Genomic DNA, 14,366 nt, shown 5'->3' with positions numbered 1-14,366 from the left:
TCGGTGCGCCGGTCCCGGCCCTTCATCCGTTGGAAGACCGCGCGGATCTGTCCGACATTGCTTCCTTGCATGGGGAGAGTTTCGCGCGGCCCGGTCCAAGATCGGGACGTCGCGGGATTGACTCCGAGGTCTCCTCACGTCAAAGCGTGCACGATGATGCACGTTTCGACATCCGAGTCCTTTCCGCTTGCGGCGCAGCGCCAGGCGGAGATCGCTGCGCTCCTGGCGCGGGACGGTCGCGTCGTGGCCGGACACCTGGCGGTCCGCTTCGACGTATCCGAGGATACGATCCGCCGCGATCTGCGCGAAATGGCGGCCGAGGGGCGTTGTCGCCGGGTCTATGGCGGAGCCCTGCCGGCCGCACCCGACGAGGGAACGCTCGCCGAGCGGGCGGGGCAGGCGGCCCCCCGCAAGGCCGCTCTCGCAGCCGCTCTGGCGCGCACGATCGTTCCGGGTTCATGCCTGTTTCTCGATGCGGGCTCGACCAATCTCGCGGTGGCGAACGCGCTGCCGGCGGAGGCGAACCTGACGGTCGTGACGAACGCGCCCGGCATCGCGCATGTCCTGGCGGGCCGCGGCCGGTTCGAGATCATCGTGATCGGCGGGCGGCTCGACGTGGCGAGCGGTGCCTGTCTCGGGCCGCAGGCGCTGCGAGATCTCGAACGCTTCCGGTTCTCCGCCCTCGTGCTCGGCGCCTGCGGCGTCGATGCGGTCGCGGGCGTGACGGCGCATGTCTTCGAGGAGGCGGAGCTGAAGGCCGCCGCGGCCGCGCGCAGCGCTTCGGTCCTCGTCGCGGCGATCAATGCCAAGATCGGCACGGCGGCGGCTTTCCATGTCCTGCCGGCGAGCGGAATTTCGACCCTCTTCGTCGAGGCGGATTGCCCGGCTTCGCGGCTGGCGCCCTTCGAGGCCGCGCGGATCCGAGCGATCCGGGCCGCGCCTCCGCTCGCCGCGGAGGCGACGGGGCTGCGCCGGTCCCGCAAGACGCCGTCCGCGAGCGTCGTCCCGCTTCCCACTTCGAATGCGAAAGGTCTCCCCGGCGCGTCGCCGACGGTGACCGACTCGGGTGGAGGGGAGGGACGTCCCGCCGCCCTGAGCCGGGAGGGGGACGTCGTTCCCCGTCATGACGGGAGCGACGACATTCCGCTTCAACCGCGAGGGGATGCTGTCCCTCGTCATCCGCCAGGGGGCGAAGCCCCAGACCATCCGCCCGGGGGCGAAGCCCCAGACCATCTGCACGGGGGCGAAGCCCCTCAACATCTGCAAGGGGGCAAAGCCCCTGGGGAGACCCCGTCTTGACCGAAATCCTGTCCCCGGCGACCACCAGCCCGGCGCCCGGCATCGCCGCCGGCTCCTGGCCGGCCGAACGGATCGCCGTGTCCGCGGCCTTCCTCGCCAACGGCTTCCTCATCGGCAGCTGGGCGCCGCAGATCCCGCTCTTCGCCGAACGGATCGGCCTTTCCAAGCCCGAGCTCGGCCTGATGATCCTCGCCTTCGGCCTCGGCGCCATCGCCGCGATGCCGGTCGTCGGCCGGCTCATCGCCGGGCGCGGCTCGCGCGTGCCGATGCTCCTCCTCCATGCCGCGATGATCGCGGCCATGCCGGCGCTGGCGCTGGTCGAGACCGTGCCGCTCGGCGCCTTGGCGATCCTCTTCGCGGGCATCGCGACGGGCGGCATGGACGTCGCGATGAACGTCAACGCGGTGGCCGTCGAGCGGCGCATGGGGCGGGCGATCATGTCGGCCTGCCACGGCTTCTGGAGCATCGGCGGGCTCATCGGCGCGACCGTCGGCGGCTTCGCCATAGCCGGACTCGGCGGCGCGTCGCACGGCCTCCTCGTCGGCGCCGTCATCGCCCTTCTCGTCGTGCCGGTCTGGCGTTCGGCGCTGGCCGACGAACCGGAGCCCGCGGCGAACGGGACGGCGGACGCGTCCGTCGCGTCGGGCGGGCTCGCCGCCTATGGGCGCGCCATCGCGGTCGGTCTCCTCGCGCTCACCGCCATGATCCCGGAGGGCGTCGCGATCGACTGGAGCGCGATCTATCTGCGCGAGACGCTCGGCGCGGAGACGGCCGTGTCGGGCCTCGCCTTCGCTGCGGTCGCGGCCTCCATGTCGGTGCTGCGCTTTGCCGGCGACGGCATCCGCAACCGATTCGGCGCGGTGCGGACCACGCGCGGATCGGCGGTCTTCGGCGCGATCGGCCTCCTTCTCATCGCGGTCGGCGCGAACGTGCCGGTCGCCCTCGCGGGCTTCGCCGTCATGGGCGTCGGGCTCGCCAATCTCGTGCCGATCGCCTTTTCCGCGGCCGGGAACATGCCGGGCCTGCCGAAGGGCGTCGGCATGTCGGTGGTCACGTCCTTCGGCTATTCCGGCATTCTCGTCGCGCCCTCCGCCATCGGCTTCGTCGCCGAGCATTACGGCTTCCAGCCGATCTTCTTGGCGCTGGCCGCCGGACTTGCCGGCGTGTTCCTGGCGGCGCGGCTCGTCGCCCCGGCCGACGATCGGACCGGGGCGTAGGCACGCCGCTCGTCAGACGCCGCCGCGCACCAGAACAAGGATGACGACGACGATGAGGACGACGCCGAGCAGGCCGCTCGGGCCGTAGCCCCAGCCGCGCGAATGGGGCCAGGCGGGGAAGACGCCGATGAGGATCAGGATGACGAGGACGAGCAGGATCGCGGACAGAGACATCGGCGCAAACTCCGGTTTCGAGACGATCACAAACACTTGTTCGCTTCTTCGGGTTCCTGTCATTCCAGCGCCGCGCGAGGAGGATTTGACAAGGTCGAGCGAAAGGGCCACCTCGGCCTTGCCGTCTCTCGATGGCCGGACCGGGCCGAGGGGCACGGCGACGGCCGTGGCCGGCTCGGCGGCTTGCCGCTTGCCACCGGCTCGAAGTCTCCCCCAAGGCCCCGAGGTTCGAGGCCGTTTCAGGCGATCAGCGCGATGAACATCGACGTTCCCATGACCTCCGTCCCGCCGGTCTCGCCCTTTCTGGACGAGCCCTCGCCGCGCCGCGCGACCGTCGGCGTCGACGTCGGCGGCGTGCTCGTCGGCGGGCCGGCGCCGGTGGTCGTCCAGTCCATGACGAACACCGACACGGCCGATATCGATGCCACCGTCGCGCAGGTGGCGGCGCTGGCGAAGGCAGGCTCGGAGATCGTGCGCATCACGGTGGACCGCGACGAGTCCGCCGCGGCCGTGCCGCGCATCGCCGAGCGCCTCGCGCGGCTCGGGCTGAACGTGCCGCTCGTCGGCGACTTCCATTACATCGGCCACAAGCTTCTCGCCGATCATCCGGACTGCGCGCGGACGCTCGCCAAATACCGGATCAATCCCGGCAATGTCGGCTTCAAGGACAAGAAGGACCGGCAGTTCGTCGAAATCATCGAGCAGGCGATCCGCTGGGACAAGCCGGTGCGAATCGGCGTCAACTGGGGTTCGCTCGACCAGGAACTGCTGACGCGCCTGATGGACGAGAACGCGGCCCGTCCTCGCCCGATGACGGCACGGGCCGTGATGCGCGAGGCGATCATCCAGTCGGCGCTCCACTCCGCCGCGCTCGCCGAGGAGACGGGGCTCGATCGCCGGAAGATCATCCTCTCGGCCAAGGTCTCGAACGTGCAGGATCTCATCGCGGTCTATCGCGATCTCTCCCGCCGCACCGATCATGCGCTGCATCTCGGCCTGACCGAGGCCGGCATGGGGTCGAAGGGCATCGTCGCATCCTCGGCCGCGATGGGCATCCTCCTGCAGGAGGGCATCGGCGACACGATCCGCGTGTCGCTGACGCCCGAGCCGAACGGCGATCGCACGCGCGAGGTGCAGGTCGCGCAGGAAATCCTGCAGACGATGGGCTTCCGGCAGTTCGTGCCGATCGTGGCGGCCTGCCCCGGCTGCGGGCGCACGACCTCCACCGTCTTCCAGGAACTGGCCGAGACGATCCAGCGGGACCTGCGCGAATCCATGCCCGTCTGGCGCGAGACCTATCCGGGCGTCGAGGCGCTGAAGGTCGCGGTCATGGGCTGCATCGTCAACGGCCCCGGCGAGTCCAAGCATGCCGATATCGGCATCTCGCTGCCCGGCACCGGCGAGACGCCGGCCGCGCCGATCTTCGTCGACGGGCAGAAGGTCGCGACCTTGCGCGGCCCGAACATCGCCGCCGATTTCCGCATCATGGTCGCCGACTATATCGAGAAGCGCTTCGGGCGCTCCTCCGGCGCCGCCGCGGAGTGACGATGGGCGGTCCGCGGCGGCTCTCTCGGGCGATCGGCGTCGCGCTGTCGCTCGGGTTCGGCGTGTGCGGCGCTTCGGCCGAGCAGCCGGAGAAGGCGGGCGACGCCCGCGTGGCGGCGATCTGCGACCTCATCGCAGCCAATGCGCGGGACGTCGGCATGCCGCCGGAATTCTTCGCGCGGCTGATCTGGAAGGAATCGCGTTTCGACGAGAGCGCGCGCTCGCCCGTCGGCGCGCAGGGCATCGCCCAGTTCATGCCCTACACGGCCAAGGAGCGGGGTCTCGCCGACCCTTACGACAAGAGCCAGGCGATCTTCCATTCCGCCACCTATCTGCGGGACCTCAGGGCCGAGCTCGGGTCCTGGGGGCTCGCGGCGGCGGCCTACAATGGCGGCATCAACCGCGTGAAGCGCTGGATGAAGACCGACGGGCGGCTGCCCTACGAGACGGAGGACTACGTCCTTTCCATCACCGCGCAGCCCGCCGCCTGGTTCCGCGAGGAGCGTCGCGAGGCGGAGGTCCAGCCCCTGGTGAAGGATCTCGACTTCGACGCGGCCTGCCGGCGCCTGCCGATCCTGCCGACGCGCGCGGTCTTCGCCGCGGTCGAATCGGCGCCCATGCGCCCCTGGGGCGTGCAGGTCGCGGGGCATCCGAACGAGGCGATCGCGGTCCGCATCTATCGCAAGCTCCAGGACCGCTATCCCGGCGTCCTCGGCGGCGTCGAGCCGATCGTCATGCGCACGCGTCCGATTTCCGGTCCCCGCCGCATCACCGCCGTGCGGATCGGCGCGGATTCGCGGGGTCAGGCGAACCGGTTCTGCACGAAATACCGCGCAGCGGGCGGCGCCTGCGTCGTGATGCGGAACTAGGACCTGTCAGGTCCATGCCGAGCGTCGGCCTCGCGGGAGGGCGGGAGTCGGTCTACGTCGGCGTCGGTGTCGGCGTTGGACCTTCCGGCTTCGAACGGACCCGGCTCCGTCGGCTCAGACCAACGCCGCCGAGGCCGCTGCGCGCACGGCGTCGGTCAGATGTCGAAGGGATGCGACGGGAAGGCGGGCGACGACCCAGTGCAGTTCCACGCCGAGGCGGGTCCCCGGCGCGAGTTCGACGAGCCGCCCCGCGGCGAGGTGCGGCTCGGCCAGCATGACCGGTTGCATTCCCCAGGCCAAACCCGCCAAAGCGAGATCGAGAAAGGCGTGGGTCGAGGCGGCGGTGTAGCGCGGCGCGTCGAACGCGATGCCGAACGTGTCCAGCGCCCATCGCGCCTGAAGGCCGTCGCGCCGGTCGAAGCGCAGGCACGGCGCCGTCGCCAGCCCGCCTTCGTCCACGCCGTCCGGAAAGAAGGTCGCGGCGAACGCCGGACTCGCGCAGGCGGCGTAGAGCTGCGCGCCGAGCGGGATCGTCCGGCAGCCCGGCACGGTGCCGGCCTCGGCTGTCACGGCGGCCAGGACCTCGCCCGAGCGAAGCCGGTCCACCGTGTGCGCCTCGTCGTCCAGCGTCAGGTCCAGCGGGATGCCCGTCGCACGTCCGAACGTCGTCGCCGCCTGCGGGAACCAGGTGGCGAGGCTGTCGGAATTGACCGCCACCTTCAGGGCCATGCGATGGGCGTCGGCCCCGCCCGCCGAGACGAGGGCGGGGTCGAGCTCCGCCTCGAGAAGGCGGACCTTGTCGAGATGGGCGCACAGCGTACGCCCGGGATCGGTCGGCCGGCAGGGCTGGCCTCGAACGACGAGGATCGTGCCGAGACGCTCCTCCAGACCCCGGACGCGCTGCGAGACGGCGGATGGCGTGATGCCGAGGATCGTCGCGGCGCGCTCGAAGCTGCCTTCGCGGATCACGGCGGCGACGGCCGATAGGGCGGGGTAGTCCAGCATCGATGAAGTCTTGCTTCACCGCGCTGAGAAGAACAAGTTTTACTTCGTTCCCTCATCCGGCCACGACGAAGGCATGACGAATCTTCTTCCCGCCTTCCTGTCCGGCTTCGCTTTGTCGGCCGCGCTGATCATGGCGATCGGCGCGCAGAACCTCTTCGTCCTGCGCCAGGGACTGCGCGGCGAGCATGTCGGGCCGCTCGTCCTCTTCTTCGGCCTCTCCGACGCCGTCCTGATCGCGGCCGGCGTCGGCGGGGTCGGCGCCTTCGCGTCTGCGATCCCGCGGCTGACGACGATCCTCTGCCTCGGCGGCGGCCTGTTTCTCGCCTGGTACGGGATCGCCGCGCTTCGGCGGATGGCCTCGCCCGGCGCGATGTCGGCCGAGGCCGGCGGCGGGCTGTCGCTCGCACGCGCCCTGGCGACGGGGGCGGCCTTCACCTTCCTCAACCCGCATGTCTATCTCGACACGGTCCTGCTCATGGGCACGGCGGGTGCCGCGCAACCCGAAGCCGCGCGCCCGGTCTTCGTGTTCGGCGCGGCCCTGGCGAGCTTCACCTGGTTCACCGGCCTCGGCTACGGCGCGCGGCTCCTGCAACCGGTCTTTACGAGGCCCGCCGCGTGGCGCATTCTCGATGCCGTGGTGGGCATCGTCATGCTGACGCTGGCCGCTTCGCTCGTCGTCGGCACGCTCTCCTCGCCGGTGTGATCGGTCCATCAACCCCCGCGACCTCCCCGTCGTCCGGGCGGCCCATGCCGTCCCGTCTCGACGGCGCCCGCGATGCGCGCCGATGCCGGGGCCCGGCGGGATGGAAGGGGATGCTCGCCGTGGGTCCGGCAGGCACCGGTCTTCGCCTGCCTCTGTCGAGACGAACCCGTTGAGAAAGCCGACGATGCCCGTTTCTCCGCTTTTCCGAGGCCTTTCGGCCTTTCCGATCACGCCCGCGGACGGCGAGGGCCGTGTCGATGTCGAGATGCTCGCGCGTCTCATCGACCGCCTGTGCGAGGCAGGGGTCGATTCGATCGGACTGCTCGGCTCGACCGGCATCTACGCCTACCTGACGCGCGATGAGCGGCGCCGCGCGGTCGAGACGGCGGTGGCCTGCGTGCGGGGGCGCGTGCCGCTCGTCGTCGGCATCGGGGCGCTCCGCACGGACGCGGCGGAGGATCTCGCCCGGGATGCCGAGGCGGCGGGCGCCGACGCGCTGCTGATGGCGCCGGTCTCCTACACGCCGCTGACGCAGGACGAGGCCTTCGAACATTACCGGGCGGTCTCGGCCGCATCGGGCCTGCCGCTCTGCGTCTACAACAATCCGGGCACCACGCATTTCACCTTCGGTCTCGATCTCCTGGAGCGGCTCTCCCGTCTTCCCACGATCCGGGCCGTGAAGATGCCCCTGCCGGCCGGAGGCGATGGCGCGGGCGAATTGGCCGCCTTGCGCGAACGGACCGGACTCTTGGTCGGCTATAGTGGCGACTGGGGCATGGCGGACGCGCTGCTGGCGGGGGCGGATGCCTTCTACAGCGTTCTCGGCGGGATCCTGCCGGCTTGCGCCCTTTCGATCGCACGCCCTGCCGGAGCCGGCGATGTCGAGGCGGCGCGCGAGGCCGATGCGGCGCTGTCGCCGCTCTGGGACTGCTTTCGACGATTCGGAAGCCTGCGCGTGATCTACGTGCTGCTCGATCGGCTCGACCTTGGTGCGGCGCAACTGCCTCGGCCGCTCCTGCCGCTTTCCGGGCCGGCGCGCGACGAGGTGCTGGCGGCGGTCGAACCCCTTCTCTCCTCCGGTTGACGCGAAGCGCCCGGGACCTTTCCCTTCGAGCTGTTCCTCGCGGCTGCTCCCGGCACGCGGCGACGGGCAGGGTCGCCGAGGCGGGGAAAGGCGTTTCACATGGGCATCGACGATGATGCGAAGGGGCCCGCTAGCGCGGGGGTCTTCAGGGCGGGGCTGGCCGAAACGCCCAGCGGAGCGGTGATGGCGGCGATGACGGAGGAGGGGCGACGCGTGCGGGCTCGGGCGTCCGCAACGAACCTCATCGCCCTCTAAGCGCCACGAAGCGGGCGGCGGCCGCGAGGGGCTCGGCCCGGTCCCCGTAGGGCGCGAGGAGGTTTTCCGCTTCGCCGACGAGGCGCTGGAGTTCGCCGCGCGTCCAGTCGTGGCCGTGGAGCGCGGGAAGGGTCTTCTTGCCGCGGGCGCGGTCCTTGCCCGCGGCCTTGCCGAGGGCGCCGGCATCGGCCGTCTCGTCGAGCAGATCGTCTGCCAGCTGGAAGGCGAGCCCTACGATCTCGCCGAAGCGTCGCAGGCGAACGACGTCCTCCAGCGACGCGCCGGCGAGGATGGGACCGGCCTCGCAGGCGAAGGCGATCAGCGCGCCGGTCTTCATCGCCTGCATGCGGCGAATTTCGCTCTCGTCGAGTTCGGCCGTTTCGGCCGCGAGGTCGAGCGCCTGCCCTCCGACCATGCCGCCGGCGCCCGCCTGGATCGCGAGGCGCCGCACGAGATCGAGCCGCGCGGCGGGCGCGATCGCCTCCGCTCCCGCGACGAGCCCCGAGGCGAGCGTCAGGAGCGCGTCGCCCGCCAGGATCGCGGTGGCCTCGTCGAAGGCCTTGTGCACCGTCGGCTGGCCGCGGCGCAGGTCGTCGTCGTCCATGGCGGGGAGGTCGTCGTGGACGAGCGAATAGGAGTGGACGCATTCGAGCGCGGCGGCGACGGTGAGGGCCGCATCCCCGTCGCCCTCGAAGAGCGCCGCGGTCTCGAGAATCAGGAAGGGCCGGAGGCGCTTGCCGCCGTTCAGGACACCGTGGCGCATGGCGTCGAGGAGACGGCGCGGCGCGCCGGCGAGAAGCGGATGATCCGCCGCGAGCGTCGCGGCGAGCCGCGCTTCCACCTCGGCGCCCCGCGCGGCGAGGGCGGTCTCGAATCGGTCGCTCATGTGCCTCAAGCCTTCCCCTGCGCTCCTGCGGCGGCCTTCGCCGATCGGGACCACGGCGTCAAGCGCCCCGCGGTGCGACGCCGGCATCGCGCGGCCGGTTGCCTGCATGGGCGCGCGCCGATAAGACGGATGCACATCGGGCCTTCGCCCCATCGTGACCTTCGCCCCCGAGTCCTTGATGCTGCGACGTGCCTTCGGCCTCCTGATCGTGATCCTTGCGATCCTCGTCGCGCTGCCGATCGCCCTCGTGCCGGTCTATGCCATCCCGGTCGTGCATCCCGTCTCGACGCTGATGCTCGGCGACTGGATCACGTTCCGGCCGGTGACGCGGGACTGGGTGGATCTGGAGGACATCTCGCCGGTGCTCGTCCAGTCCGTGATGATGTCGGAGGACGGGCAGTACTGCTTTCACGGCGGCGTCGACTGGCGCGAGCTGAACGCGGTGATCGATTCGACGCTGGAGGGGGAGGAAACGCGCGGCGCCTCGACGATCCCGATGCAGACGGCCAAGAACCTCTTTCTCTGGAACAGCCGCTCCTTCGTGCGCAAGGGCCTGGAAGTGCCGCTCGCGCTCTATCTCGACCTCATGCTGTCCAAGCGCCGGCTGATGGAGATCTATCTCAACATCGCGGAATGGGGCGAGGGGATCTACGGGGTCGAGGCGGCGAGCTGGCACCATTTCGACAAGCCGGCCTTCGCGCTGACGCCGCGCGAGGCCTCGCTTCTCGCCGTGACGCTGCCCTCGCCGCTGAAGCGCAATCCGGCCAAGCCCTCGCGAGGTCTCTCCGCCCAGGCTTCGAAGATCGCGGGCCGAGCGCGCGCCTCTGGGGATTATGTCGGCTGCGTCGCCACGGAGCGGCGCACGGGTTGACCGGGCGGCCGGACTCCCGAGACGCGGCAGCGTCTCGATACCGGGCGAGGATGACGGGCGAGGACGCGGGACACGAAGGACGGCGCGAATGCGCGCCCGCCTCTTCCCAATCCAGCCCGGCTTTGATAAGGGATCGCCCAATTCCCGTCATTCGGTCGGACAGGGGAGGATCGCAGATCGATCCCGCCCGCCCTCCGCTTGGCGGCAGACGCGCTTCTCCCGGCCAGGTGGCAAAGGGCGGCGCAAGAGAGATTTGACCAGACCGGCGGGCCGGGCGGATGCGCCCCTCCTCGCCCGATCGATACGGAGAAGAGCATGGCCGTCCCGAAGAGAAAGACCTCGCCCTCCAAGCGTGGCATGCGTCGTTCGCACGATGCGCTGAAGGCCCCGACCTATGTCGAGGACAAGAACTCGGGCGAGCTGCGCCGTCCCCACCACATCGACCTCAAGACCGGCATGTATCGCGGCAAGCAGGTTCTCACGGTCAAGGCCGACGCCTGATCGAGCCGGCGGCCGTCCGGCAAGCCGGCGGCGCTTCCAGATGATTTGGACGGCCGGACCTTCGGGTCCGGCCGTTTTCGTTCGAGGATCTTCCGCAGACCCGCCCGCGCCCTGCGCCCGCGCGACGAGACGGTGCCGCATGCGCCGCCGGTGCGCCGCGATCGCGCAGGGGACGGTCGGGGAACGCGCGCGACCTCCGGGACGCCAAGAAGCGCCGCAATGGGCATCATCGATGCCCAGGGAGCGCCGGGGGACGTCGCTGCCTCAAAGCCGCCCCGCGTCCCGCGCGGCGGTGACGATCAGCCGTCCCGCGCGGTCTCGCCGGATTTCGCGTCCAGCGCTTCCAGCCGCTTCTGCATCTCGTCGAGCTGGCGTCGCATCGCGTTGAAGTCTTCGGCCGCGGCGGGCGCCGCAGGGACCGGCTCCGGAGCGGACGCCGGAGAGGCGGCATCGGTCGGCAGCATGGCATTGGCCATGAACGGATTGAACATGGACATGGCCTGACGGAACATCTCGGTGTTGCGCCGCACCTGCGTTTCCATCAGCTTGATCGCGTTCTGGGTCGAGGCGGCCGTTCCCGCTCCCTTGTCGCGAAAGCCCTCCTGTTCGCGGGCGAAAGCGGTCATGGACTGCTCGAGATAGCTCGGGATCACCATCTGCATCTGGTCGCCGTAGAAGCGGATGAGCTGGCGCAGGAAGGCGATCGGCATCATGTTCTGCCCGACCTTGTTCTCCTGCTCGAAGATGATCTGCGTCAGCACCGAATGGGTGATGTCCTCGCCGGTCTTGGCGTCCTGGACGACGAATTCCTCGTTGCCCTTCACCATGGCCGCCAGATTTTCGAGCGTGACGTAGGTGCTCGTGCCCGTGTTGTAGAGACGCCGATTGGCGTATTTCTTGATGACGGTGACGTCCGTGGTCTTGGCCATGTCGATCTCTCCCACTCGCGCTGCCGGTTGTTGCCGGTTCCGCGCCGGTTGATCCGGCGTTTTGCAGTGCGCCATGGATCATGAGTGGCACAAAAAAACCCTCATTCCAACACGCTCGCGGGGGTTTGCACGACGCCGGCGGCGCAGCGGGAAGCGCATGCGAAGCGGGAAACCGCCGCTCGGCCTCTCCAGCGCCTCCCGTCACGTCACGGGCGTTTGACAGGCTTCGACTGCCTCTGCGACAAGCGGGTTGTCACAGCGGGCGTATCCTCGATTGCAAAGGTCGAGCGCTTCGCCAACGTCCGAGGAGGGACATGAGATGAGCAACGCACAATCGGTCGTCATCGTCGGCGCCGCACGCACGCCGGTCGGTTCCTTCAACGGCGCCTTCGCCGATGTCCCGGCCCACGAGCTCGGTGCCGCCGCGATCCGCGAGGCGCTGTCGCGCGCCGGCGTCGAGCCGGGCGAGGTCGACGAGGTCGTGCTCGGCCAGGTTCTTTCGGCCGGCGAGGGGCAGAACCCGGCCCGGCAGGCGGCCATGGGGGCCGGCATCCCGAAGGAGGCGACCGCCTGGGGCCTCAACCAGCTCTGCGGCTCGGGCCTTCGCGCGGTGGCGATCGGCCTCCAGCAGATCGCGCTCGGCGATGCCAAGATCATCGTCGCCGGCGGTCAGGAATCCATGTCCATGGCCCCGCATGTCGCCCATCTGCGCTCGGGCACGAAGATGGGCGACCTGAAGATGGTCGACACGATGCTGAAGGACGGCCTGATCGACGCCTTCCAGGGCTACCACATGGGCATCACGGCCGAGAACGTGGCGCGCCAGTTCCAGATCACGCGCGAACAGCAGGACCTCTTCGCCGTCGCCTCGCAGAACAAGGCCGAGGCCGCCCAGAGCGCGGGTCGCTTCAAGGACGAGATCGTGCCGTTCACGGTGAAGACCCGCAAGGGCGACATCGTCGTGTCCGACGACGAGTACATCAAGGCCGGCACGACGCTCGACAAGGTGCAGAAGCTGCGCCCGGCCTTCGACAAGGAGGGCTCCGTGACGGCCGCGAACGCGTCCGGCATCAACGACGGCGCGGCGGCGGCGGTCCTGATGAGCGAGGCGGAAGCGAACCGCCGGGGCCTGAAGCCCCTGGTGCGCATCGTCTCCTGGGCGTCGGTCGGCGTCGACCCCGCCGTCATGGGCACCGGACCGATCCCGGCCTCCCGCCGGGCGCTGGAAAAGGCGAGCTGGTCGGTGGACGACCTCGATCTCGTCGAGGCCAACGAGGCCTTCGCGGCCCAGGCCTGCGCGGTGAACAAGGATCTCGGCTGGAATCCCGACATCGTCAACGTCAATGGCGGCGCGATCGCGATCGGCCATCCCATCGGCGCATCCGGCGCGCGCATCCTCAACACGCTGATCCACGAGATGATCCGCCGCGACGCCAAGAAGGGCCTCGCCACGCTCTGCATCGGCGGCGGCATGGGTGTCGCCATGTGCTTCGAGCGCGACTGAACGCTGGGCGTACCGACCGTCATCGACACGAAGCGCCGTCGCGGCAGGCCTGCCGGGACGGCCAGGGAAAAGGCGGTCCCCTCGAGAGGACCGCCGGGACGACGCGCGGCGCCGAGAGGCCGCCGGGTGGAAGCGCGCGGGCGAGAGCCTTCGGGATGGGCAACAAGGTGGGAGGACGACATGCAGAGAACGGCCATCGTGACCGGCGGCACGCGCGGCATCGGCGCGGCGATTTCGAAGGCGCTGAAGGGCGCCGGACACCGGGTCGTGGCGAGCTACGCCGGCAATGACGACGCCGCGAAGGCGTTTGCCGACGAGACCGGCATCCATGTCGCCAAATGGGACGTGGCGAGCTACGAGGCCTGCGCCGAGAACGTCGCGACGATCGCGGCCGAGCACGGCCCGGTCGGCATCCTCGTCAACAATGCGGGCATCACGCGGGACGCCATGTTCCACAAGATGACCCCGGACCAGTGGAAGGCCGTCATCGACACCAATCTGAACGGCCTGTTCAACATGACGCATCCCTGCTGGACGGGGATGCGCGACCGGAAGTTCGGACGCGTCGTGAACATCTCCTCGATCAACGGGCAGAAGGGACAGGCGGGGCAGGCCAACTACTCCGCCGCCAAGGCGGGCGACATCGGCTTCACCAAGTCCCTGGCGCAGGAGGGCGCGCGCGTCGGCATCACCGTCAACGCGATCTGCCCCGGCTATATCGGCACCGAGATGGTCCGCGCCATCGACGAGAAGGTGCTGAACGAGCGCATCATCCCGCAGATCCCGGTCGGGCGTCTCGGCGAGCCCGAGGAGGTCGCGCGCTGCGTCCTCTTCCTCGTCGCCGAGGATGCCGGTTTCATCACCGGCGCGACGATCTCGGCGAACGGCGGCCAGTACTTCGCCTGAAGCCCGGTACGTTGCCGGAAGCCCAGTGCTTCGCCTCGATCCCGGTTGCTTCGCCTCGAGCATGAAGAAGACCGCGCCGCCATGCGTGGCGGCGCGGTCTTCGAACGGGACCCGGCGACGGCGGCGAGCAATCTTGCTCCGCATGGCGTTTCGTTCGACAGTGTCGCGGCGCTCGACGGGGCGACGGCGTCGACCGAACCGGACAGTCGCCGGTCGTAGGGCGAGCTTCGGTGGGGCGCGCTCGGTCGCGTGGAGCGGCGTGTTCACGTCCTCGTCCGCATGGAGCGCGATGCCCATCTCCGGGTGATCTCGCGTCGCACGGCAAACGACAGGAGAGGCCGAGCGCCATGCCCGCCGCGACAAGCAGGACGGCCGCGATGGCGGGTGCCGCGTCCCGCGCCGTCGATCCGATCGATACGACGACACCGGAAGACGATGCGGTCATCACCGCCGCCACGCGCCGCGACCGCGACGATCCTCCCTTGCTCTTCCAAGAGGAGGCGGGTCCGGGCGAGGGGGCGTGGCTCGACATCGACCTCATCGAGCGCCTGAGATCGGATGGGCCCGATCGGGCGTTTCGCGCCAACCGGATCCTGCGCGAAGCGCTCTGGCTCTGAC

Annotated in this window: 15 protein-coding genes; 11 read left to right on the top strand and 4 right to left on the bottom strand. The window is 70.0% G+C overall.

The window, feature by feature from the left end:
• The first annotated feature begins 153 nt into the window (after positions 1-153).
• Together ASG43_RS14345 and ASG43_RS14340 are read left to right on the top strand one after the other, a co-directional pair.
• Positions 154-1,299 (top strand): DeoR/GlpR family DNA-binding transcription regulator, encoded by a 1,146-nt coding sequence (locus ASG43_RS14345; RefSeq protein ID WP_244488102.1) that lies wholly within the window; start codon positions 154-156, stop codon positions 1,297-1,299.
• Positions 1,296-2,516 carry an MFS transporter gene (locus ASG43_RS14340; RefSeq protein WP_244488101.1) on the top strand — a complete coding sequence of 407 codons (1,221 nt, stop codon included), beginning with the start codon at positions 1,296-1,298 and terminating at the stop codon, positions 2,514-2,516. The genes ASG43_RS14345 and ASG43_RS14340 overlap by 4 nt, the downstream gene beginning before the upstream one ends.
• 12 nt (positions 2,517-2,528) lie before the next feature.
• Here ASG43_RS14340 and ASG43_RS14335 read toward each other — a convergent pair whose 3' ends face one another.
• Positions 2,529-2,690 carry a DUF3309 family protein gene (locus tag ASG43_RS14335; protein WP_082490949.1) on the bottom strand — a complete coding sequence of 54 codons (162 nt, stop codon included), beginning with the start codon at positions 2,688-2,690 and terminating at the stop codon, positions 2,529-2,531.
• Between the two features lie 273 nt (positions 2,691-2,963).
• Between ASG43_RS14335 and ispG the strand changes: the two genes are divergently transcribed.
• The gene (gene ispG / locus ASG43_RS14330; RefSeq protein WP_056506742.1) at positions 2,964-4,235 is read left to right on the top strand and encodes a flavodoxin-dependent (E)-4-hydroxy-3-methylbut-2-enyl-diphosphate synthase; all 1,272 of its coding nucleotides are present in this window, start codon (positions 2,964-2,966) and stop codon (positions 4,233-4,235) included.
• Positions 4,236-4,237: 2 nt separating this feature from the next.
• A complete protein-coding gene (locus tag ASG43_RS14325; protein WP_056506740.1) occupies positions 4,238-5,104 on the top strand; it encodes a transglycosylase SLT domain-containing protein in 867 nt (288 codons plus the stop codon).
• Between the two features lie 114 nt (positions 5,105-5,218).
• On the opposite strand, the gene ASG43_RS14320 is transcribed toward ASG43_RS14325, so the two are convergent.
• Complete coding sequence (locus ASG43_RS14320) at positions 5,219-6,109, bottom strand: LysR family transcriptional regulator ArgP (RefSeq protein ID WP_056506242.1); 891 nt, start codon at positions 6,107-6,109, stop codon at positions 5,219-5,221.
• A gap of 73 nt (positions 6,110-6,182) precedes the next feature.
• Between ASG43_RS14320 and ASG43_RS14315 the strand changes: the two genes are divergently transcribed.
• Together ASG43_RS14315 and ASG43_RS14310 are read left to right on the top strand one after the other, a co-directional pair.
• Positions 6,183-6,812: a LysE/ArgO family amino acid transporter gene (locus ASG43_RS14315; protein ID WP_056506738.1), complete on the top strand. Its 630-nt coding sequence runs from the start codon at positions 6,183-6,185 to the stop codon at positions 6,810-6,812.
• 184 nt (positions 6,813-6,996) lie between these two features.
• A complete protein-coding gene (locus tag ASG43_RS14310; protein ID WP_056506239.1) occupies positions 6,997-7,896 on the top strand; it encodes a dihydrodipicolinate synthase family protein in 900 nt (299 codons plus the stop codon).
• Positions 7,897-8,137: 241 nt separating this feature from the next.
• Here the strand turns inward: ASG43_RS14310 and ASG43_RS14305 are convergent, their stop codons facing one another.
• Positions 8,138-9,037, bottom strand: a complete 900-nt coding sequence (locus tag ASG43_RS14305; RefSeq protein ID WP_056506238.1) for a polyprenyl synthetase family protein — start codon at positions 9,035-9,037, stop codon at positions 8,138-8,140.
• A gap of 178 nt (positions 9,038-9,215) precedes the next feature.
• On the opposite strand from ASG43_RS14305, the gene ASG43_RS14300 reads away from it, so the two are divergent.
• Both ASG43_RS14300 and rpmF read left to right on the top strand, forming a co-directional pair.
• Positions 9,216-9,908 carry a transglycosylase domain-containing protein gene (locus tag ASG43_RS14300; protein WP_056506735.1) on the top strand — a complete coding sequence of 231 codons (693 nt, stop codon included), beginning with the start codon at positions 9,216-9,218 and terminating at the stop codon, positions 9,906-9,908.
• 315 nt (positions 9,909-10,223) lie between these two features.
• Positions 10,224-10,409: a 50S ribosomal protein L32 gene (gene rpmF / locus ASG43_RS14295; RefSeq protein ID WP_056506235.1), complete on the top strand. Its 186-nt coding sequence runs from the start codon at positions 10,224-10,226 to the stop codon at positions 10,407-10,409.
• 299 nt (positions 10,410-10,708) lie between these two features.
• Here the strand turns inward: rpmF and phaR are convergent, their stop codons facing one another.
• Positions 10,709-11,338 (bottom strand): polyhydroxyalkanoate synthesis repressor PhaR, encoded by a 630-nt coding sequence (gene phaR, locus ASG43_RS14290; protein ID WP_056506732.1) that lies wholly within the window; start codon positions 11,336-11,338, stop codon positions 10,709-10,711.
• A gap of 319 nt (positions 11,339-11,657) precedes the next feature.
• Here phaR and ASG43_RS14285 point away from each other — a divergent pair, with 319 nt between their 5' ends.
• The 3 genes from ASG43_RS14285 to ASG43_RS14275 all read left to right on the top strand — a co-directional run bounded on the left by ASG43_RS14285 (position 11,658) and on the right by ASG43_RS14275 (position 14,365).
• Positions 11,658-12,842 (top strand): acetyl-CoA C-acetyltransferase, encoded by a 1,185-nt coding sequence (locus ASG43_RS14285; protein ID WP_056506232.1) that lies wholly within the window; start codon positions 11,658-11,660, stop codon positions 12,840-12,842.
• Positions 12,843-13,022: 180 nt separating this feature from the next.
• The gene (phbB, locus tag ASG43_RS14280; RefSeq protein WP_056506230.1) at positions 13,023-13,748 is read left to right on the top strand and encodes an acetoacetyl-CoA reductase; all 726 of its coding nucleotides are present in this window, start codon (positions 13,023-13,025) and stop codon (positions 13,746-13,748) included.
• Positions 13,749-14,125: 377 nt separating this feature from the next.
• Positions 14,126-14,365: a hypothetical protein gene (locus tag ASG43_RS14275; RefSeq protein ID WP_156386712.1), complete on the top strand. Its 240-nt coding sequence runs from the start codon at positions 14,126-14,128 to the stop codon at positions 14,363-14,365.
• Position 14,366: the final 1 nt, after the last annotated feature.

Source organism: Aureimonas sp. Leaf454 (assembly GCF_001424685.1).
Taxonomy (GTDB): Bacteria; Pseudomonadota; Alphaproteobacteria; order Rhizobiales; family Rhizobiaceae; genus Plantimonas.
This window is presented reverse-complemented; position numbering and strand designations above follow the sequence as displayed.

Excerpts from the sequence above, each read along its gene's own strand:
- ASG43_RS14345 (WP_244488102.1), top strand. The coding sequence starts at position 154 with ATGATGCACGTTTCGACATCCGAGTCCTTTCCGCTTGCGGCGCAGCGC.
- ASG43_RS14335 (WP_082490949.1), bottom strand. The coding sequence starts at position 2,690 with ATGTCTCTGTCCGCGATCCTGCTCGTCCTCGTCATCCTGATCCTCATC.
- ispG (WP_056506742.1), top strand. The coding sequence starts at position 2,964 with ATGACCTCCGTCCCGCCGGTCTCGCCCTTTCTGGACGAGCCCTCGCCG.
- ASG43_RS14325 (WP_056506740.1), top strand. The coding sequence starts at position 4,238 with ATGGGCGGTCCGCGGCGGCTCTCTCGGGCGATCGGCGTCGCGCTGTCG.
- ASG43_RS14320 (WP_056506242.1), bottom strand. The coding sequence starts at position 6,109 with ATGCTGGACTACCCCGCCCTATCGGCCGTCGCCGCCGTGATCCGCGAA.
- ASG43_RS14315 (WP_056506738.1), top strand. The coding sequence starts at position 6,183 with ATGACGAATCTTCTTCCCGCCTTCCTGTCCGGCTTCGCTTTGTCGGCC.
- ASG43_RS14310 (WP_056506239.1), top strand. The coding sequence starts at position 6,997 with ATGCCCGTTTCTCCGCTTTTCCGAGGCCTTTCGGCCTTTCCGATCACG.
- ASG43_RS14305 (WP_056506238.1), bottom strand. The coding sequence starts at position 9,037 with ATGAGCGACCGATTCGAGACCGCCCTCGCCGCGCGGGGCGCCGAGGTG.
- ASG43_RS14300 (WP_056506735.1), top strand. The coding sequence starts at position 9,216 with ATGCTGCGACGTGCCTTCGGCCTCCTGATCGTGATCCTTGCGATCCTC.
- rpmF (WP_056506235.1), top strand. The coding sequence starts at position 10,224 with ATGGCCGTCCCGAAGAGAAAGACCTCGCCCTCCAAGCGTGGCATGCGT.
- phaR (WP_056506732.1), bottom strand. The coding sequence starts at position 11,338 with ATGGCCAAGACCACGGACGTCACCGTCATCAAGAAATACGCCAATCGG.
- ASG43_RS14285 (WP_056506232.1), top strand. The coding sequence starts at position 11,658 with ATGAGCAACGCACAATCGGTCGTCATCGTCGGCGCCGCACGCACGCCG.
- phbB (WP_056506230.1), top strand. The coding sequence starts at position 13,023 with ATGCAGAGAACGGCCATCGTGACCGGCGGCACGCGCGGCATCGGCGCG.
- ASG43_RS14275 (WP_156386712.1), top strand. The coding sequence starts at position 14,126 with ATGGCGGGTGCCGCGTCCCGCGCCGTCGATCCGATCGATACGACGACA.